Origin of the sequence: Frateuria sp. (genome assembly GCF_035944355.1) — a bacterium.
GTDB lineage: Bacteria > Pseudomonadota > Gammaproteobacteria > Xanthomonadales > Rhodanobacteraceae > Frateuria_A.
In genome coordinates this window covers 388,397-405,094 of the sequence record NZ_DASZBH010000004.1, presented here as the reverse complement: position 1 = coordinate 405,094, position 16,698 = coordinate 388,397, and the positions used below count along the sequence as shown (strand labels likewise).

Annotated in this window: 14 protein-coding genes, 1 tRNA gene, 1 pseudogene and 1 riboswitch; of the genes and pseudogenes, 6 read left to right on the top strand and 10 right to left on the bottom strand. The window is 68.9% G+C overall.

Annotation, left to right across the window (positions count from 1 at the left end):
- Positions 1 to 141 precede the first annotated feature (141 nt).
- A pseudogene (locus VGU03_RS02950) lies at positions 142 to 437 on the bottom strand (transposase); the annotation flags it as partial.
- Positions 438 to 652: 215 nt separating this feature from the next.
- Here VGU03_RS02950 and VGU03_RS02945 point away from each other — a divergent pair.
- Positions 653 to 781, top strand: a complete 129-nt coding sequence (locus VGU03_RS02945) for a hypothetical protein (RefSeq protein WP_327478487.1) — start codon at positions 653 to 655, stop codon at positions 779 to 781.
- Positions 782 to 1,104: 323 nt separating this feature from the next.
- On the opposite strand, the gene VGU03_RS02940 is transcribed toward VGU03_RS02945, so the two are convergent.
- From VGU03_RS02940 to VGU03_RS02915, 6 genes are all read right to left on the bottom strand, one after another.
- Positions 1,105 to 1,197, bottom strand: a tRNA-Ser gene (locus tag VGU03_RS02940).
- Between the two features lie 70 nt (positions 1,198 to 1,267).
- The gene (gene csrA, locus VGU03_RS02935; RefSeq protein WP_327478485.1) at positions 1,268 to 1,468 is read right to left on the bottom strand and encodes a carbon storage regulator CsrA; all 201 of its coding nucleotides are present in this window, start codon (positions 1,466 to 1,468) and stop codon (positions 1,268 to 1,270) included.
- A gap of 256 nt (positions 1,469 to 1,724) precedes the next feature.
- Positions 1,725 to 4,376 (bottom strand): alanine--tRNA ligase, encoded by a 2,652-nt coding sequence (alaS, locus tag VGU03_RS02930; protein ID WP_327478483.1) that lies wholly within the window; start codon positions 4,374 to 4,376, stop codon positions 1,725 to 1,727.
- A 55-nt stretch (positions 4,377 to 4,431) separates the two neighbouring features.
- Entirely contained in the window at positions 4,432 to 4,926 is a 495-nt protein-coding gene (locus VGU03_RS02925) for a regulatory protein RecX (protein ID WP_327478481.1), read from the bottom strand.
- Positions 4,927 to 5,155: 229 nt separating this feature from the next.
- Complete coding sequence (gene recA / locus VGU03_RS02920; protein ID WP_327478479.1) at positions 5,156 to 6,187, bottom strand: recombinase RecA; 1,032 nt, start codon at positions 6,185 to 6,187, stop codon at positions 5,156 to 5,158.
- Between the two features lie 135 nt (positions 6,188 to 6,322).
- Complete coding sequence (locus VGU03_RS02915; protein WP_327478477.1) at positions 6,323 to 6,829, bottom strand: CinA family protein; 507 nt, start codon at positions 6,827 to 6,829, stop codon at positions 6,323 to 6,325.
- Positions 6,830 to 6,980: 151 nt separating this feature from the next.
- Between VGU03_RS02915 and mutS the strand changes: the two genes are divergently transcribed.
- Complete coding sequence (gene mutS, locus VGU03_RS02910) at positions 6,981 to 9,614, top strand: DNA mismatch repair protein MutS (protein WP_327478475.1); 2,634 nt, start codon at positions 6,981 to 6,983, stop codon at positions 9,612 to 9,614.
- A 72-nt stretch (positions 9,615 to 9,686) separates the two neighbouring features.
- On the opposite strand, the gene VGU03_RS02905 is transcribed toward mutS, so the two are convergent.
- Positions 9,687 to 10,316, bottom strand: coding sequence for a glutathione S-transferase family protein (locus VGU03_RS02905; protein ID WP_327478473.1), 630 nt, complete (start codon positions 10,314 to 10,316; stop codon positions 9,687 to 9,689).
- A 143-nt stretch (positions 10,317 to 10,459) separates the two neighbouring features.
- On the opposite strand from VGU03_RS02905, the gene VGU03_RS02900 reads away from it, so the two are divergent.
- Positions 10,460 to 11,098 carry a TetR/AcrR family transcriptional regulator gene (locus VGU03_RS02900; protein WP_327478472.1) on the top strand — a complete coding sequence of 213 codons (639 nt, stop codon included), beginning with the start codon at positions 10,460 to 10,462 and terminating at the stop codon, positions 11,096 to 11,098.
- Here the strand turns inward: VGU03_RS02900 and VGU03_RS02895 are convergent.
- Together VGU03_RS02895 and VGU03_RS02890 are read right to left on the bottom strand one after the other, a co-directional pair.
- Positions 11,079 to 11,480 (bottom strand): RNA-binding S4 domain-containing protein, encoded by a 402-nt coding sequence (locus VGU03_RS02895; protein WP_327478470.1) that lies wholly within the window; start codon positions 11,478 to 11,480, stop codon positions 11,079 to 11,081. The genes VGU03_RS02900 and VGU03_RS02895 overlap by 20 nt on opposite strands.
- Before the next feature lie 7 nt (positions 11,481 to 11,487).
- The gene (locus VGU03_RS02890; RefSeq protein WP_327478468.1) at positions 11,488 to 12,387 is read right to left on the bottom strand and encodes an AEC family transporter; all 900 of its coding nucleotides are present in this window, start codon (positions 12,385 to 12,387) and stop codon (positions 11,488 to 11,490) included.
- A 214-nt stretch (positions 12,388 to 12,601) separates the two neighbouring features.
- On the opposite strand from VGU03_RS02890, the gene VGU03_RS02885 reads away from it, so the two are divergent.
- The 3 genes from VGU03_RS02885 (at position 12,602) to pnuC (ending at position 16,690) form a co-directional block, all read left to right on the top strand.
- On the top strand, positions 12,602 to 13,738 hold the full coding sequence (locus VGU03_RS02885) for a phosphotransferase enzyme family protein (protein WP_327478466.1): 1,137 nt from the start codon (positions 12,602 to 12,604) through the stop codon (positions 13,736 to 13,738).
- A gap of 55 nt (positions 13,739 to 13,793) precedes the next feature.
- A riboswitch (TPP riboswitch) is annotated at positions 13,794 to 13,891 on the top strand.
- A gap of 61 nt (positions 13,892 to 13,952) precedes the next feature.
- Positions 13,953 to 16,115, top strand: a complete 2,163-nt coding sequence (locus tag VGU03_RS02880) for a TonB-dependent siderophore receptor (RefSeq protein WP_327478464.1) — start codon at positions 13,953 to 13,955, stop codon at positions 16,113 to 16,115.
- Positions 16,115 to 16,690 (top strand): nicotinamide riboside transporter PnuC, encoded by a 576-nt coding sequence (gene pnuC, locus VGU03_RS02875; RefSeq protein WP_327478462.1) that lies wholly within the window; start codon positions 16,115 to 16,117, stop codon positions 16,688 to 16,690. Before VGU03_RS02880 ends, pnuC begins: the two co-directional genes overlap by 1 nt.
- The last annotated feature ends 8 nt before the right edge of the window (positions 16,691 to 16,698 follow it).

The following is a 16,698-nucleotide window of genomic DNA, read 5'->3' as shown; positions in this document are numbered from 1 at the left end:
GGCACCCCGGCGTCGGCCTGCTTGAGGATCGAGACGATCTGCGTCTCGGTGAACTTCGACTTCTTCATGGAACCTCCTGGCTCGGGAACGATGCCAGAAAGTTCTACTTTCGAGATGTCTGCCTAACGGGGGAGCTTACGCCTGCATGAACGCGTACTTTGCCTTTACCCCTTGGCAAAGTACGCGGCGGCCTTTTTTAGGATGTCGCGCTCCTCGGTGACCCGGCGCAACTCGGCCTTCAGGCGCCGGACCTCGGCGCTCTGGTCCAGCTCGGCCCGTTGCACGACGCCGGACCTGCCGAATTTGCGCAGCCAGGCGTACAGGCTGTGCGTGGTCACCCCCAACCGCTCGGCCACCTCCGCCACCTTGAACCCGCGATCCGTCACCTGGCGGACCGCCTCTACCTTGAACTCATCCGTATACCGCTTGCTGCTCATGGACACCTCCGAATAGGCCATTTTCCATGGCCCTGAGATGTCTAGGAAACCCTGGGCGATTCATGGACCAGGGCACACGACACGCTGCTTCTGCCGTCCTTCACCACCACGGAACCTACGCATGAGCTCACATGGAAGGCAGCCCGCTCCCGATACATCGTGCACATCAGATACAACGCCGCCATGAGTCCTCAAAGCGGGCCACCACGTTGACCGTGCTTTCGCTCATTCTCGTGGTGCTGACTCCCGCGATCTATTTTTGCGGGCGTGCCTTCCACGATGGCTGGTACGAGGCCTTGCGCCTCGATTCGGGCATGTTTCCGTCCGACACGCGGGTGTGCTGATGAAGGGAGCCATCGCGTGGGGCGACGTCCTGCCGGTTTCAGCCGAAACCCTGGCTGAGGCGATCAGGCGTCAGCCGTGGCAGCTCCCGCTCCTCGTCCTGGGTCTATCGATACCCGGATGCTCATCACGAAAGCAGGTCACTGCTGGATCCCATCGGTGCGAAGGGGAAAGTGTCGACCCATAGCTTTCGGTTTCGACCTACTCACCGCTAGGCACAACCAGCATCAACCCAGAAACAACAACGGCTGGCATACCCGATGGCATACCAGCCGTTGCTTGCTGACAAGGCAAGTCATGAAAATCATGGCTTGTCTTGTATGTCTGGCGGAGAGAGAGGGATTCGAACCCTCGATAAGGCTTTTGACCCTATACTCCCTTAGCAGGGGAGCCCCTTCGGCCTCTCGGGCATCTCTCCGGGGTTGTTCCGCGCGTCGGCGGAGCCGGCAAGGATACCTACCGACGCCGCTCAGGTAAAGCGTCCGTGATCAATGTTCGCCGGTGTCGCCGGACGTGCCGGACTCGTGCTCGCCCTTGATCCGCTGATAGATCTCCTCGCGATGCACTGCCACGTTCTTCGGGGCATTGATGCCGATCCGCACCTGGTTGCCCTTCACGCCGAGAACGGTGACGGTCACCTCGTCGCCGATCATCAAGGTTTCACCGACCCTGCGGGTCAGAATCAACATGTCGTATTACTCCATATGCTGTGGTCACAGGCCTGCTGCACGATGGCGCTTCACCCCTGAGCCCACCGCCAGTCAGTTCGACGAACGTCCGTCGAAGGCCCTACCGCCTTCCCCGGCTTACGGCCGCATCCACCATGGATGCCTGGCCTCGCAGCAGCACCACGTGTCCGCGCTGCCGACAGTCCACCGATACTAGCCGAGCGCAAGCGCCCGGCGCAACGCATTTTGGGGACGATAAATCCCCGATTCACAAAGGCTAGTCGGCGCCCAGCTGGTGTCCGATCCAACCTGGGAGAGCCTCCAGCAAAGCCGGCAACTGAGGAGTGTCCAGACCGCCGCCCTGGGCCATGTCCGGACGTCCGCCACCCTTGCCATCGATCTGCCTGGCGATGTGCGCGACCACGTCGCCCGCCTTGACCCGGCCCAGCGCCGCGCCATGCACGCCCGCCACCAGCGAAACGCGTCCGTCGGCGGCCCCGGCGAGCAGCACCACGCAATCGCCCAGCTGCTGCTTGAGTTGATCGACGCTGTCGCGCAGCGACTTGGCATCGAAACCCTCCAGGCGCGCGGCCACGATGCGGATGCCGGCGACCTCGCGGGCTTGGCTGGCCAGGTCAGCGGTGGCGCTGCCGGCGGCCTTGCTGCGCAGCGATTCGAGTTCGCGCTCGAGCTTCCTCTGGCGATCGAACAGCTGGCGCAGCTTCTCGACGACTTCATCACCGCTGCCCGAGAGCAGGTGCGACAGCTCGCCCAGGCGACGTTCCTCGCTGGCGACGTGGGCCAGCGCGCTGGCGCCGGTCACCGCTTCGATGCGGCGCACGCCGGAAGCCACGCCGGCCTCGCTGACGATCTTGAACAGGCCGATATCGCCGGTGCGGCTGACGTGGGTGCCGCCGCAGAGCTCGGTCGAGAAATCGCCCATCTTCAGCACGCGCACTTCGTCGCCGTACTTCTCGCCGAACAGCGCCATCGCGCCGAAGGCGAGCGCCTCGTCATAGGCCATCTGGTGCACCTCGGCCGGCGCGTTGCGGCGTACCTGGGCGTTGACCAGCGCCTCGACCGCGGCCAGCTCGTCGCGACTCAGCGGCTTGAAGTGGGCGAAGTCGAAGCGCAGTCGCTCCGGCGCGACCAGCGAGCCTTTCTGCGTCACGTGCTCGCCGAGCACCTGGCGCAGCGCCGCATGCAGCAGGTGGGTGGCGGAGTGGTTGAGCACGGTGGCCTGGCGGCGCTCGGCGTCGACCTGCGCATCCAGCAGGTCGCCGCTGCGCAAGGCCACGCCCTGCCAACGGCCCGCATGGCCGAAGAACACGCCACCCATCTTGAGCGTGTCTGCGACCTCGAAGCGGCCCTCCGCGCCGGCCAGCACGCCGGTATCGCCGACCTGGCCGCCGGATTCGGCATAGAACGGCGTGCGATCGAGGATCACCAGGCCTTCATCGCCGTCGTCCAGTGCATCGACCTGCTTGCCGTCGCGCACGATGCCGACCACCTTGCAACCGCGCGCGGCAAGCGCGTCGTAGCCGAGGAACGTGGTGGGCGCGAGGCGGCTGGCAAGCTCCGCGGGCATCTGGCCCTTGGCCTCGAAGCGGCCGGCGGCGCGAGCGCGCTCGCGCTGCTCGGTCATGGCCTGCTCGAAGCCGGCCATGTCCACCGAAAGGCCGCGCTCGCGCGCGATGTCGGCGGTGAGGTCGACCGGAAAGCCGTAGGTGTCGTACAACCGGAACGCGTCGGCGCCGGGGATGGTGTTGCCGGCTTTCTTCGCGCCGACCTTATGGGCGATGTCATCGAACACGCGCATGCCGTGCTCGAGCGTCTCGCCGAAACGCTGCTCCTCGGTGCGCAGCGCGTCCTCGACGAACGCCTGCTTCGCCGCCAGTTCCGGATAGGCCGCGCCCATCTCCTCGACCAGCGGCGCGACCATCTTCCAGAAGAAGTCGCCGCGCACGCCGAGCATCCAGCCATGGCGCAGCGCGCGGCGGATGATCCGGCGCAGCACGTAGCCGCGGCCCTCGTTGGACGGCAGCACGCCGTCGACGATAAGGAAGGAGCAGGCGCGGATGTGGTCGGCGATCACGCGCAGCGACTTGTTCGCCAGGTCCTTGGTGCCGGTCAGTTCGCCGGCGACGCGGATCAGGTGCGCGAACAGGTCGATCTCGTAGTTCGAATGCACGTGCTGCAGCACGGCCGCCAGGCGCTCCAGGCCCATGCCGGTGTCCACGCAGGGCGCGGGCAGCGGCGAGAGCGTGCCGTCGGGTGCGCGGTCGAACTGCATGAAAACCAGGTTCCAGATCTCGATGTAGCGGTCGCCGTCCTCGTCGGGCGAGCCCGGCGGGCCGCCAGCCACGCCCGGGCCGTGGTCGTAGAAGATCTCGGTGCACGGGCCGCAGGGGCCGGTGTCGGCCATCTGCCAGAAATTGTCCGAGGCGTACGGCGCGCCCTTGTTGTCGCCGATGCGCACGATGCGCTCGGCCGGCACGCCGACCTGCTTGTGCCAGATGTCGTAGGCCTCGTCGTCGCTCTGGTAGACGGTGACCCACAGCCGTTCGGCCGGCAGCTTGAACACGCCGGTCAGCAGCTCCCACGCATAGGCGATGGCGTCGCGCTTGAAGTAGTCGCCGAACGACCAGTTGCCCAGCATCTCGAAAAAGGTGTGGTGACGCGCGGTGTAGCCGACCTGGTCCAGGTCGTTGTGCTTGCCGCCGGCGCGCAGGCAGCGCTGCACGTCGGCCGCGCGTGCGTAGGGCAGCTTCTCGCTGCCCAGGAAGACGTTCTTGAACTGCACCATGCCCGAGTTGGTGAACAGCAGCGTCGGGTCGCTGGCCGGCACCAGCGAGCTGGACGGCACGATCGCATGGTCCTTGGCGCGGAAGAATTCGAGGAAGGTCGAGCGGATGTCGGCGGTTTTCATGGGCGGGGAGCGAAGGGAACAAAAAAGGCCACGCCGGGGGAACACCGCCGTCGGATCAGTCGATCGGGTCGGCAGCGTCGTCCACTTCGGCGTGGGTAGCACGTCGTACTGTGGCGGCGGCAAAGCCCCGGCGCAAGAGGAACTGCGCCCGGCGGGCCCGCTCGGCGGGATCGGACACGCCCTTGCCGCCGTAGCGGCGGCGCAGCTGGTCCAGCGCGGAAGCCTCCCAGTCGACGTCCGCCGCGTCCAGCAACTGGCGGATGCGTTCGTCGGGCACGGCGTGGGTCTTGAGTTCGGCGCGGATGCGCTGGGGACCGTAGCCCTGCGCGGCGCGGCTGCGCACCAGCACCTCGGCGAAACGCTCGTCATCCTGGTAGTGCTGCTCGCCCAGGCGATCGATGGCGGCGCGGGTTTCCTCGCCCTCGTAGCCGCCCTGGCGCAGCTTGGTCTTGAGCTCCCGCCGCGAGTGCTCGCGGCGGGCGAGCAGGCCCAGCGCCTTGTCGTAGGCGCTGCGCTTGGGCTTGTCGGGGTTGTCCGGGCGGCGCTTCATGGGCGGATGGATCCGGAGGGCCAACTCCGCGGGAGGTCAATCCCGCGCAAGCGGCAACCCAACGTTCCGTCGGGTTCCATCACATCGGGCCTCCGCTTTCGCGGTAATGAGGGCTGACGACCGCGTGGCGGTGGCCAGACGAAGGCGGAAGGCCCTCCCCTTTCCCCACTCCTCTCCTGCGGCCTTCGGCCAGAGGAGAGGGAGCTTGGAGCCCTGGCAGGCGCACGCCTCAGGCTTCTTCCAGCGCCTCTTCGGAGGCGGGGGCGGCCTTGCCGCCGACCAGCAGCCGCTCGCGCAGCTGGCGGTCGATCTCATCGGCGATGGCCGGGTTGTCCCTGAGGAACTGGCGCACGTTCTCCTTGCCCTGGCCGATGCGGTCGCCGTTGTAGCTGTACCAGGCGCCGGACTTGTCGATCAGGTTTTCCTTCACGCCCAGCTCGATGATCTCGCCCTCGCGCGAAGTGCCCTCGCCGTAGAGGATCTCGAACTCGGCCTGGCGGAACGGCGGCGCGACCTTGTTCTTGACCACCTTGACGCGCGTCTCCGAACCGATCACTTCCTCGCCCTTCTTGACCGCGCCGATGCGGCGGATGTCCAGGCGCACCGAGGCGTAGAACTTCAGCGCATTGCCGCCGGTGGTGGTTTCGGGGCTGCCGAACATCACGCCGATCTTCATGCGGATCTGGTTGATGAAGATCACCAGGCAGTTGGACTTCTTGATGTTGGCGGTGAGCTTGCGCAGCGCCTGGCTCATCAAACGGGCGTGCAGGCCGACGTGGGAGTCGCCCATCTCGCCCTCGATTTCCGCCTTCGGGGTCAGCGCGGCGACCGAGTCGACCACCACCACGTCCACCGCGCCGGAGCGCACCAGCATGTCGGCGATTTCCAGCGCCTGCTCGCCGGTGTCCGGCTGCGACACCAGCAGGTCGGCGACGTTGACGCCCAGCTTCTCCGCGTAGCTCGGGTCGAGCGCGTGCTCGGCATCGACGAACGCGGCAGTGCCGCCGTTCTTCTGGCAGTTGGCGATCACCTGCAGGGTCAGCGTGGTCTTGCCGGAGGATTCCGGGCCGTAGATCTCGATCACGCGGCCGCGCGGCAGGCCGCCGATGCCCAGCGCGATGTCCAGGCCCAGCGAGCCGGTGGAGACGGTGTCGATCGCCTCGTCGGTGCGGTCGCCCAGGCGCATCACCGCACCCTTGCCGAACTGCTTCTCGATCTGGCCAAGGGCGGAGGCCAGCGCCTTGCGCTTGTTGTCGTCCATCGTGGGAATCCCGGGTGGTGGTGTGGCTAGGAATGGAGCGCATCGTGCCCGGTCGGAATCTCACGGGCTGCGATCATCTGCGAGAGGTCCCAAGTATCCCACACCCGTCAAGTCCCGCCGCCGGCGCGGGGCATCTCATTCCGTCAGTGCTTTCCGCACGCCGCTGAGCGCCGCGGCCACGCTCTGGCGGCGGATCGCCTCACGGTCACCGCTGAAATGGAACAGCCGTGCGTGGGCGTAGCCGCCGCGGCGCTTCCAGCCGATCCAGACGGTGCCGACCGGCTTGTCCTGCGTGCCGCCGCTGGGTCCAGCGATGCCGGTGACCGCCACCGCCACGCCGGCGCCGTAGCGCGCCATCGCGCCGGAAACCATTTCCAGCACGGTCTCCTCGCTCACCGCGCCGGCGTGCTCGAGCGTGCGCGGGTTCACCCCCAGCAGCGCCTCCTTCGCCTCGTAGCTGTAGACCACCACGCCAGCGTCGAACCAGGCCGAACTGCCGGGCTGGTCGGTCAGCGTCTTGGCGATCCAGCCGCCGGTGCACGACTCGGCGGTGACCAGCATCAGCTTGTGCTGCAGGAGTTCCTTGGCTACCTGGGCCGCGAGTTCGGACAGCTGCGCATCGGTGGGAACTGTTGAGGACAAGACTTGAGACTCCGAATGGTCGCGCAGAGGGGCGTTCTAACTGCTCTGGAGCATCGCGGCAAGATCGGACCGATGGGCGGGAGCGGCATGTACACTCCATGGCCTCCCGGCAGGACCATGCCAGCCGGCGACCGGCTGACATCTCCCTCGCATGAACCTCAACGACACCGCCCAGCACACCCCCTTCATGCGCCAGTACCTGGCGGCCAAGGCCGAGCACCCGGACGTGCTCCTGTTCTTCCGCATGGGCGATTTCTACGAACTGTTCTACGACGATGCGCGCAAGGCGGCGCGGCTGCTGGACATCACGCTGACCCAGCGCGGCCAGTCCGCCGGCGCGCCGATTCCGATGGCCGGCGTGCCTTACCACGCGGCGGAGAATTATCTGGCGCGGCTGGTGCGGCTGGGCGAATCCGTGGCGATCTGCGAGCAGATCGGCGATCCGGCCACCTCCAAGGGACCGGTCGAGCGCAAGGTGGTGCGCATCGTCACGCCCGGCACGGTGACCGACGCGGCGCTGCTGGAAGAACGCCGCGACAACCTGCTGCTGTCGATCCATGCCGGCGCGCAGGGCGCCTTCGGCCTGGCCTGGGTGGATCTCACCTCCGGCCGCTTTCTGCTGAGCGAGGCGGCCACCGCCGAGGCGCTGGCGGCGGAACTGGCGCGCCTGCAGCCGGCCGAGACGCTCATCGGCGAGGACGGCGCCTGGCCCAAGCTGGTCACCTCCCTGCCTGGCCTGCGCAAGCGTCCGCCGTGGCACTACGACCTCGATGCCGCACGGCGGGAGCTCAACCGTTTCTTCGGCACGCGCGATCTTTCCGGCTTCGGCGTGGACGGCCTGCCGCTGGCCATCGCGGCGGCCGGCTGCCTGCTCGGCTACGTCGAGGAGACCCAGAAGAGCGCGTTGCCACACCTGACCGGCATGGCGGTCGAGAGCGCGGGCGAGACCATCGCGCTGGACGCCGCCACCCGCCGCAACCTGGAGCTGGACACGCATCCCAGCGGCCGCATCGAGCACACCCTGCTCGGCGTGCTGGACGAGACGGTGACGCCGATGGGCGCGCGACTGTTGCGCCGCTGGCTGAACCGGCCGCTGCGCTCGCGCGACACGCTGCGCCTGCGCCACCAGGCCGTCGCCACGCTGATCGAGGCGCGCGCCTACGAGCCGCTGCGCGAGAAGCTGCGCGGCATCGGCGACCTGGAGCGCATCCTCGCCCGTGTCGCACTGGGCTCGGCGCGCCCGCGCGATCTTTCCACCTTGCGCGACGGCCTCGCGGCGGCGCCCGGTATCTGTGCGATCGTCCTTGATCGCGAAGGGCAAAAAGCGGCCATCCATGGCCGCACTTTTCAGATAGAGCCCGACCCGCTCCTGGCCAGTCTGGTGGCGCGCATCGGCGACCACGCCGATACCGCCGCCCTGCTCCAGCGCGCGATCGTTCCCCAGCCGCCGGTGATCCAGCGCGACGGCGGCGTCATCGCCGAGGGCTACGACGCCGAGCTGGACGAACTGCGGCGCCTGTCGACGAACGCCGATCAGTTTCTGGTCGAATTGGAGGAACGCGAGAAGGCCGCCAGCGGCATCAGCACGCTCAAGGTCGGCTACAACCGCGTGCACGGCTATTACATCGAGATCACCCGCGCGCAGGCTGACAAGGCGCCCACGCACTACACGCGCCGGCAGACCACCAAGAACGCCGAGCGCTACATCACCGAGGAATTGAAGGCTTTCGAGGACAAGGTGCTCTCGGCCCGCGAGCGCTCGCTGATGCGCGAACGCGCGCTCTACGAGAACCTGCTCGCCACGCTGATCGAACGGCTCGCTCCGCTCAAGGACGCCGCCGCGGCGATCGCCGAACTGGACGTGCTGGCCGACCTCGCCGAGCGCGCCGAAGCGCTGGACTGGAGAGTGCCCGACCTCACCGACACGCCCGGCATCCGCATCGAGCGCGGCCGCCACCCGGTGGTGGAGAAGGTGCGCGAGGAACCCTTCGAACCCAACGACCTGGATCTGACCGACACCCGCCGCATGCTGGTGATCACCGGCCCGAACATGGGCGGTAAGAGCACCTACATGCGCCAGAACGCGCTGATCGTGCTGCTCGCCCACATCGGCAGCTACGTGCCGGCGGCGCGCGCTTGCATCGGCCCGGTCGACCGCATCTTCACCCGCATCGGCGCGGGCGACGACCTCTCGCGCGGCCAGTCCACCTTCATGGTGGAGATGAGCGAGACGGCCAACATCCTGCACAACGCCACCGAGGCGAGCCTGGTGCTGATGGACGAGGTCGGCCGCGGCACCAGCACCTACGACGGCCTGGCGCTCGCGCGCGCCGCAGCCGTGCATCTGGCCACGGCCAGCCGCGCCTTCACGCTGTTCGCTACGCACTACTTCGAGCTGACCGAACTGGCCGGCGAATATCCCGGCATCGCCAACGTCCACCTGGACGCGGTCGAACATCATCACAAGGAGCGAGGCGATCAACTGGTCTTCATGCACGCGGTGAAGGAAGGCCCGGCCAACCGCAGCTTCGGCCTGCAGGTGGCCGCGCTGGCAGGCCTTCCCAAGAGCGTGATCGCTGATGCGCGCCGCACGCTGGCCGAGCTGGAACGCGGCGCGCAGCTGACGCCTGCGCCCAAATCGAAGGCGGATACCTCCCCGCAACTGGGCCTTTTCACGCCACCTGGCCCGTCCGCGGCGGAGCAGGCCTTGCGGGACCTCGACCCGGACGCCCTGGCGCCGCGCGAAGCGCTGGACGCGCTCTACCGCCTCAAAGCGCTGCTTTGAAACGGTAGGGCGCGCCGCGCCAGTGGATCGACGCGCCGGACGGCGGCGTTTTCCGCCGCTCCGGCGCCATCCTCAGGCTACGGCCGGCAGCGGTTCGGGGAACGGCTCGCGCCATCCCGGCAGCGCCATCATCCGCTCGTGCCAGCGAACGATGTTGGGGAAATCCTCGATCGGCAGCCTGATCTCCCTGGCCCATGGCAGCAGCACGCCCACGCTGAAATCGGCGACGCTGAGCTTGTCGCCGGCGACGAAATCCCGCGTTGCCAGATGGGCATCCAGCACTGCGGCGAAGTTCCGGAAAAAGCCGGTGGCTTCTTCGACGGCGGCAGGCTCGGGCTCGCCGCGACCGATGTAGCGCTTGATCAGGTTCTCGAAATAGAGCGCCGAGCCGTGGCGCGAGAAGTGCGTGAGATCCCAGCACAACCAGCGCAGAACCTCGACCTGCCCCGGTGCGTCCGCCGGCCACAGGTCGGAGCCGGCCTTCACCGCCAGGTGCACCATGATCGCCGTGCTCTCCCACAGCACCAGGTCGCCGTCGACCAGCACCGGAACCTTGCCGTTCGGATTCATGGCGAGGAAATCCGGCGTGCGGTGCTCGCCCTTGCGCAGATCCACCCGGACATATTCCACCGGGAGGTCCAGGTATTTCGCCAGGGCGCAGACCTTGCGCGGGTTCATCGTCTCTGCGTAATACAACTTCATGTCGTTGCCTCCGTGGGGATGAAGGAGCGCGTCGCCCCTTTGGGAACGAGCCGAGTTTGCCCACGCCCTACATATGTTCAAGAACATATTTTGCGGGCGCAGTAGGCTGGCGCCGCTTCGTTCCGTCCCCACAGGTGGCCACCATGCCCTACACCGCCGAACACAAGCGCAGCACGCGGGCGCGCATCGTCCAGAGCGCGCGCGAACTGTTCAACCGCAAGGGGTTCGTGGACGTCTCGATCGACCAGATCATGGCGCGCGCCGGGCTCACCCGCGGCGGCTTCTACAGCCACTTCAGCACCAAGGAGGAGCTGTTCGTCGAGGCGATCATGGCCTACCGGAATTTCAATCCCGCCACGCGCTGGAAGGGCTTGGCGTTCGATCCGGCCCGGCAGGGCAAGGCGCGCGCGCGGCAGCTGGTCGACGCCTATCTCTCGCAGGCGCACCTGGACGACCTGGAAGGGCATTGCCCGATGATCGCGCTGCCCTCGGACGTCGCCCGCGCCAGCCCGCGCGTGAAGCAGGCCTATCGCCAGTTGCTCGAAGGTATGGCCGGGATCTTCACCGACGGCCTTTCCACCGATTGGTCCGCCGACGCACGCAAGCGCGGACTGGCGCTCGCCGCGTTGTGCATCGGCGGCATGGTGCTCGCGCGCACGTTCGAGGACGAGTCGTTCCGCCGCGAGGTGCGCGAAGCGGCGCGCGGCACGGCGCTCGAACTGGTCGACCGCCGGCCCGCCGGGCGCCGACGCCGCGCCGGCGCTACGACTGCTCGTCCTTGAACTTCTGGATCAGCCGGCGCGCCTGCTTGTCCGGTCGCGTGGACGGTCGCAACAGCCCGCTCGCGCCGAGCCTGCGCTGCACTCGCGCCGCCTCGCGGCCGGCCAGGCTGGCCTCGGTCTCGCGATAGAGCGTCTGGGCGACCGGCGCGGAGCCACGCCGTTCGGAGAGCGCCTGCACCACCACCTCCAGGCGCTCCTCGCCGCGGCTGATCTGGAGCCGGTCGCCCGCGTGCAGCAGCTTGGCCGGTTTGCAGTCGGCGCCGTTGACGTCGACCTTGCCGCCGTCGATGGCCTGCTTGGCCAGGCTGCGCGTCTTGAAGAAGCGCGCGGCCCAGAGCCAGACGTCGGCGCGCACGCCTGCCGGTGTTTCGTTCGGGTCCAAGTCCACCTCAACGCAACAGGAAACTGCCCAGCGGCACGCTGAGCAGGGAAAGCACGATGCCCGCACCGAGGATGGTGTTGGCCAGCGGCGGATCCAAGCCGTATTCGTCGGCCAGGATGGTGGCCGACACCATCGGCGCCATCGCCGCCTGCAGCACGCCCACGGTCAGCACCAGCCCGCCGACGCCGGCGGCGATGCCGAGCGCCCAGCACGCCAGCGGCGCCAGCAGCAGCTTCCAGCCCAGGCCCAGGCCGGCCGCCGCGAGCTGGCGCTCGCCCGGGTGGAACTTGAACTGCAGGCCCACCGAGAACAGCGCCAGCGGCGTCAGCGTGGCGCCCAGCGGCGCGAATACCGCCGTTATCGCCGGCGGCCAGCCGCCGAACATGCCTACCGCGATGCCGACCAGCAACGCCACGAACGCAGGGAAGGTGGCTATGCGCCGCGCGATCGCCGCCGGTTGCGGCGTGCGTCCGGCGTACAGGCAGGCCACCACGATGCCGACCGAAGCCAGCAGCGGGAACGCGCCCAACTGGTCGGCCACCACCGCCAGCGTCAGCCCGCTCTGGCCGTACAGCGCCTGCATCAGCGGATAACCCATGAACGAGGTGTTGCCCAGGCCGCACACCAGGATCACCGCGCCGGTGCGCTCGCGCGACCAGCGCAGCCGCGGCCCCAGCCAGCCGAACAGCAGCCACGCGCCGCCGAAGGTGAGCCACATCGCCGCGACCGGAAACCACAGCTGCGGATCGAAGCTGAGCCTGGGTATCAGCTCCAGCACCAGCGCCGGCAGCGCCACGTTGATCACCCACCAGTTAAGCCCCGCGGCCAGCCCCGCAGGCGGCCGCGCAAGGCGCGCCACCAGCGCGCCCAGCACCAGGCAGGTGAACAACAGCAGCAGCGCGCTCATCGGCTCTTTGCGTTGCGGGGGAAACGTGCATTAGACGCGATCGGGCCGGGGCGCGGAAGGCTGCGGAAGACGCCACACGCCCGATCCTTTCGCCGCGGATCGAGGGAAAGGCGCGGACAGGTGGACAGGGCGCTCTTGGGAGAGACGCACAAACAGCAGCGGGAAAACCCGAACGCCAGTCCATAATGGTGAGCCCCGCCGCCGCCCGACACGCATGACCGACACCGAGCACCTCGTCCACGGCCTGGCCGCCGACGACGTACCACCCGACTGGCCGCCGCTCGCCCTGTCCGAGGTGTCGGCGCTGCTGGCGCGCTATCCGCAGCTGGCGCCGGCGTGCGCGATCGGCTGGCACAGTCCGCGGCCGCTCTCCGCGGCCGGACTGGTGGAGACCGGGCGCGGCCGGGTGTTCGTCAAGCGCCACCACCGCAGCGTGCGCACCGGCGCCACGCTGGCGGAGGAACACGCCTTCGGCGCGTGGCTGCGTGCGGCGGGCCTGCCGGTACCCGCGGTGCTGGCCGACGCCGACGGGCTGACCGCCATCGAAAGCGGCGACTGGACCTACGAGGTGCACGCGCCCGCCGATGGCGTCGATCTCTACCGCGAGACGATCTCCTGGGAGCCGCTGCCCAACCTCGCGCACGCCTACCGCGCCGGCGCCATGCTGGCGCGCCTGCACGACGCGGCCGCGGGCTATGCCGCGCCCCAGCGCAGCACGCACGTGCTGGTGGCGCGCAGCGAGATCATCGCATCGGCCGATCCGCTGGCCGCGCTCGCCGCGCAGCTGCCCGAACGCCCCGGCCTGGCCGCCTGGCTCGAACCGCGCGACTGGCGCACCGAGCTCGGCGAAGCGCTCGCGCCCTTCCACGCCCGCGCGCACGCTCGCCTGGCTGCGCAGCCGCGGCTGTGGACGCACGGCGACTGGCACGTCTCCAACCTCTGCTGGAGCGGCGCCGGCGACGGTGCCGAGATCACCGCCGTGCTCGATTTCGGCCTCGCCGCGCGCACTTTCGCGCTGTTCGACCTGGCCACCGCGATCGAACGCAACGCCATCGCCTGGCTCGCGCTCGATACCGGCCCCGCGGCGGCACACCCGGAAACCGCGCGCGCGCTCGTCGCCGGCTATCGCACGCAGCGTCCGCTCGGCGCGGACGATATCGATCTTCTGGCCGACCTGCTGCCGCTGGTGCACGTGGAGTTCGCGCTGTCGGAAGTGGAGTACTTCAGCGCCGTCACCCGCTCGCCGGCCAGCGCCGAGGTCGCCTGGCACACCTTCCTGCGCGGGCATGCGGCATGGTTCGCCACGCCGCCCGGACAGGCCATGCTGCAAGCGATCCGGTCGTTGCGCTGAGGCGCCGCGATCGCGCATCGGCTGGTTTGGACGTCCGTTCCGTGTTTCAATAGCCGCCTTGAAGCGGGGGTGCCCGGCGAACGGCCGGGCTGAGAGAGTCCCTTGGAACCTGATCCGGTTTGTACCGGCGTAGGGAGCTTGATTCGGAGTCGCGCGTCCGCCTGGGCGTGCGTTCCGCCGTCGCTTCGTCCATTCCCTTGACGACGAGCCGACGATGAACCTCCCCCGCACGCCCCTGCTGCTCGCCCTGGCCGCCGCACTGGTCCCCGCCGCGCGCGGCGCCGACCTGCCCGACGCCGCCCAGGCCAAGGACCTCGCGCCCGTGCGCGTGGAAGGCAAGACGCACGGCGACCGCCACGGCACCGCCATCGACGCCTACGGCAACGCCGCATTGCACGACACGCCCGCGGCCGTCACGGTGATCGCGCGCAAGCAGCTGGACGATCGCCAGATCCGCACCCTGAGCGAACTGGCGCGCGAGGACGCCTCGCTGGGCGACAACTACGCTCCGGTCGGCTACTACCAGGACATCGCCATCCGCGGCTATCCGCTGGACCTGGCCACCGGCCTGCGCTTGAACAATCTCACCATCGCCGGCGAACAGCGCATCGCGCTGGAGGACAAGCAGCAGGTGGAGGTGCTCAAGGGCCTGGCCGGCCTCGAGGCCGGCGTGATGGAGCCCGGCGGCGTGGTCAACTTCGTCAGCAAGCGCCCGGCCGAGGTGCGCGAGGCGACGCTGGGCACGGATACCCACGGCTCACGCTACGGCGCGCTGGACGTGGGTGGCTGGCTCACGCCGACGTTCGGCCTGCGCGCCAACCTCGCCTGGGAAGATACCCATTCGTACGTCCATCACGCCGACGGCCGCCGCAACTTCTATGCGGTCGCCGCCGACTGGCGCATCACGCCCGACGCCACGCTGGAGCTGGACAGCGACTACCAGACCAGCGCACAGCGCTCGGTGTCCGGCTACCAACTGCTCGGCGGCAACGCGATTCCCGGGCACGCCGACCCGACCCGCATGCTGGGCTTCGAACCGTGGCAGCGACCGGTCTCGATCCAGGCCGCCAACACCAGCGCGCGCTTCAGCTACGCCTTCAGCGACGACTGGCGCCTGCGCCTGGCCGCCGGCCACAGCCGCAGCGTGATCAACGACAACGTGGCCTTCGCCTACGGCTGCTTCTATTCGCCGGCTTGCGTCAGCGGCGAGCCCGGCAACTTCTTCACGCCCAACGGCGACTACGACGTCTACGACTACCGCAGCCCCGACGACACGCGCATCGATGACGAGGCCCGCGCGACCCTCGAAGGCCACTTCGATACCGGCGGCGCAAGCCACCAGCTCACCCTGGGCGCCAGCGCGTTCCGCCGCCTCAACGACCAGCGCGCGGATGTCTACGATTACGTGGGCACCGCCAACATCGCCGACGTCGATCCACCGTATTTCGCCCCCTCGCCGAACCAGCCCGGTCCGTTGGAACGCCGCCTGACCAGCTGGCAGCATTCGTTGTTCGCGCTGGACCGCCTGCACCTGGGCGAGCAGTGGCAGGTCATCGCCGGCGGCCGCTTCCTGCGGCTGCACGAGCGCGCCTATGACAGCGCCGGGGCGCCCGAGCGCGACACCCGCATGAGCCGCGCGCTGCCGCAGGCCGCCGTGCTGTGGCAGCCGAGCGAGCCGCTCACCACCTACGTCAGCTACAGCGAAGGCCTGTCGCTGGGCATGCAGGCGCCGTACTGGACCAGCAACGACGGCCAGACGCTCGCGCCGCGCCTCTCGCGCCAGCTCGAGGCGGGCGTGAAGTACCAGGTGGGCGGCGCGCTGGATCTCAGCGGCGCGCTCTACCGTATCCGCCAGCCCTACCAGTTCGCCCAGCCGGATGCCTCGCCCGCCGGCTTCACCTTCGTGCAGCACGGCGAGGAGGTGCATACCGGACTGGAGCTGGGCGCCCATGGCCGCATCAGCGAAAACCTGAGCCTGACCGCCAGCGCGAACGTGATCCGTGCCCGCGCGCAGGACACCGGCACCGCCGCGTACCAGGGTCACCAGGTCGCCAACGTGCCGCGCCTGCGTACCGCGGTGTATGCGGACTACCGGCTGCCCTTCGCGCCGCAGCTCAGCCTGCTCGGCGGCTGGCGCTACGCCTCGCCCAACGTCGCCACCCCGGACGGCCGCGTGCGCGTGGCGGCCTACCACGTGTTCGACGCCGGCCTGCGCTACGCCACCACCATCGGTGGCCATGCGCTCACCGCGCGCCTGTCGATCGACAACCTGTTCAACCATTTCTACTGGCGCGATACCGGCAGCGCGTACGGCGACAGCTACCTGTTCCCCGGCGCGCCGCGGCTGGCCCGCCTGTCGGTAAGCTACGCCTTCTGATGGACGCGATCGAGCTCATCGGAGCGGGCTTGAGCGCGTGGGCCGTGTGGCTCACCGCGCGGCGGCGTGCCTGGTGCTGGCCGGTCGGCTTCGCCTCGGTGCTGGTCTATGGCTGGATCTTCGTCCACGCCAAGCTCTACTCCGACGCGCTGCTGCAGGGTGCCTTCGCCGGATTGATCGTGTACGGCTGGCTGCGCTGGCTGCGGCACCTGGGCAACGACGGTCGCGTGGTGGTCGCGCCCCTGCCGCCGCGCCAGCTCGCCGCGCACCTGGCGCTGGGACTGGCCGCCGCGCTCGCGCTCGGCTACGTCATGCACCGCTGGACCGACGCCGCGCTGCCTTGGCTGGACGCCGCGCTGACCGCCTTCAGCCTGGTCGCCCAGTGGTGGCAGGGGCGGCGGCACGTAGCGGCGTGGTGGCTATGGATCGCGGTCGACCTGGTCTACGTGGGCGAATACGTCTACAAGGATCTGGCGATCACCGCGGTGCTCTATGCCGGCTTTGTGGTGCTGGCGGCGATCGGCCTGCGCGACTGGCGCAAGGCGCTGCCCGAAGCCCACCCTGCCGTCGGTTGAGTTCCGGC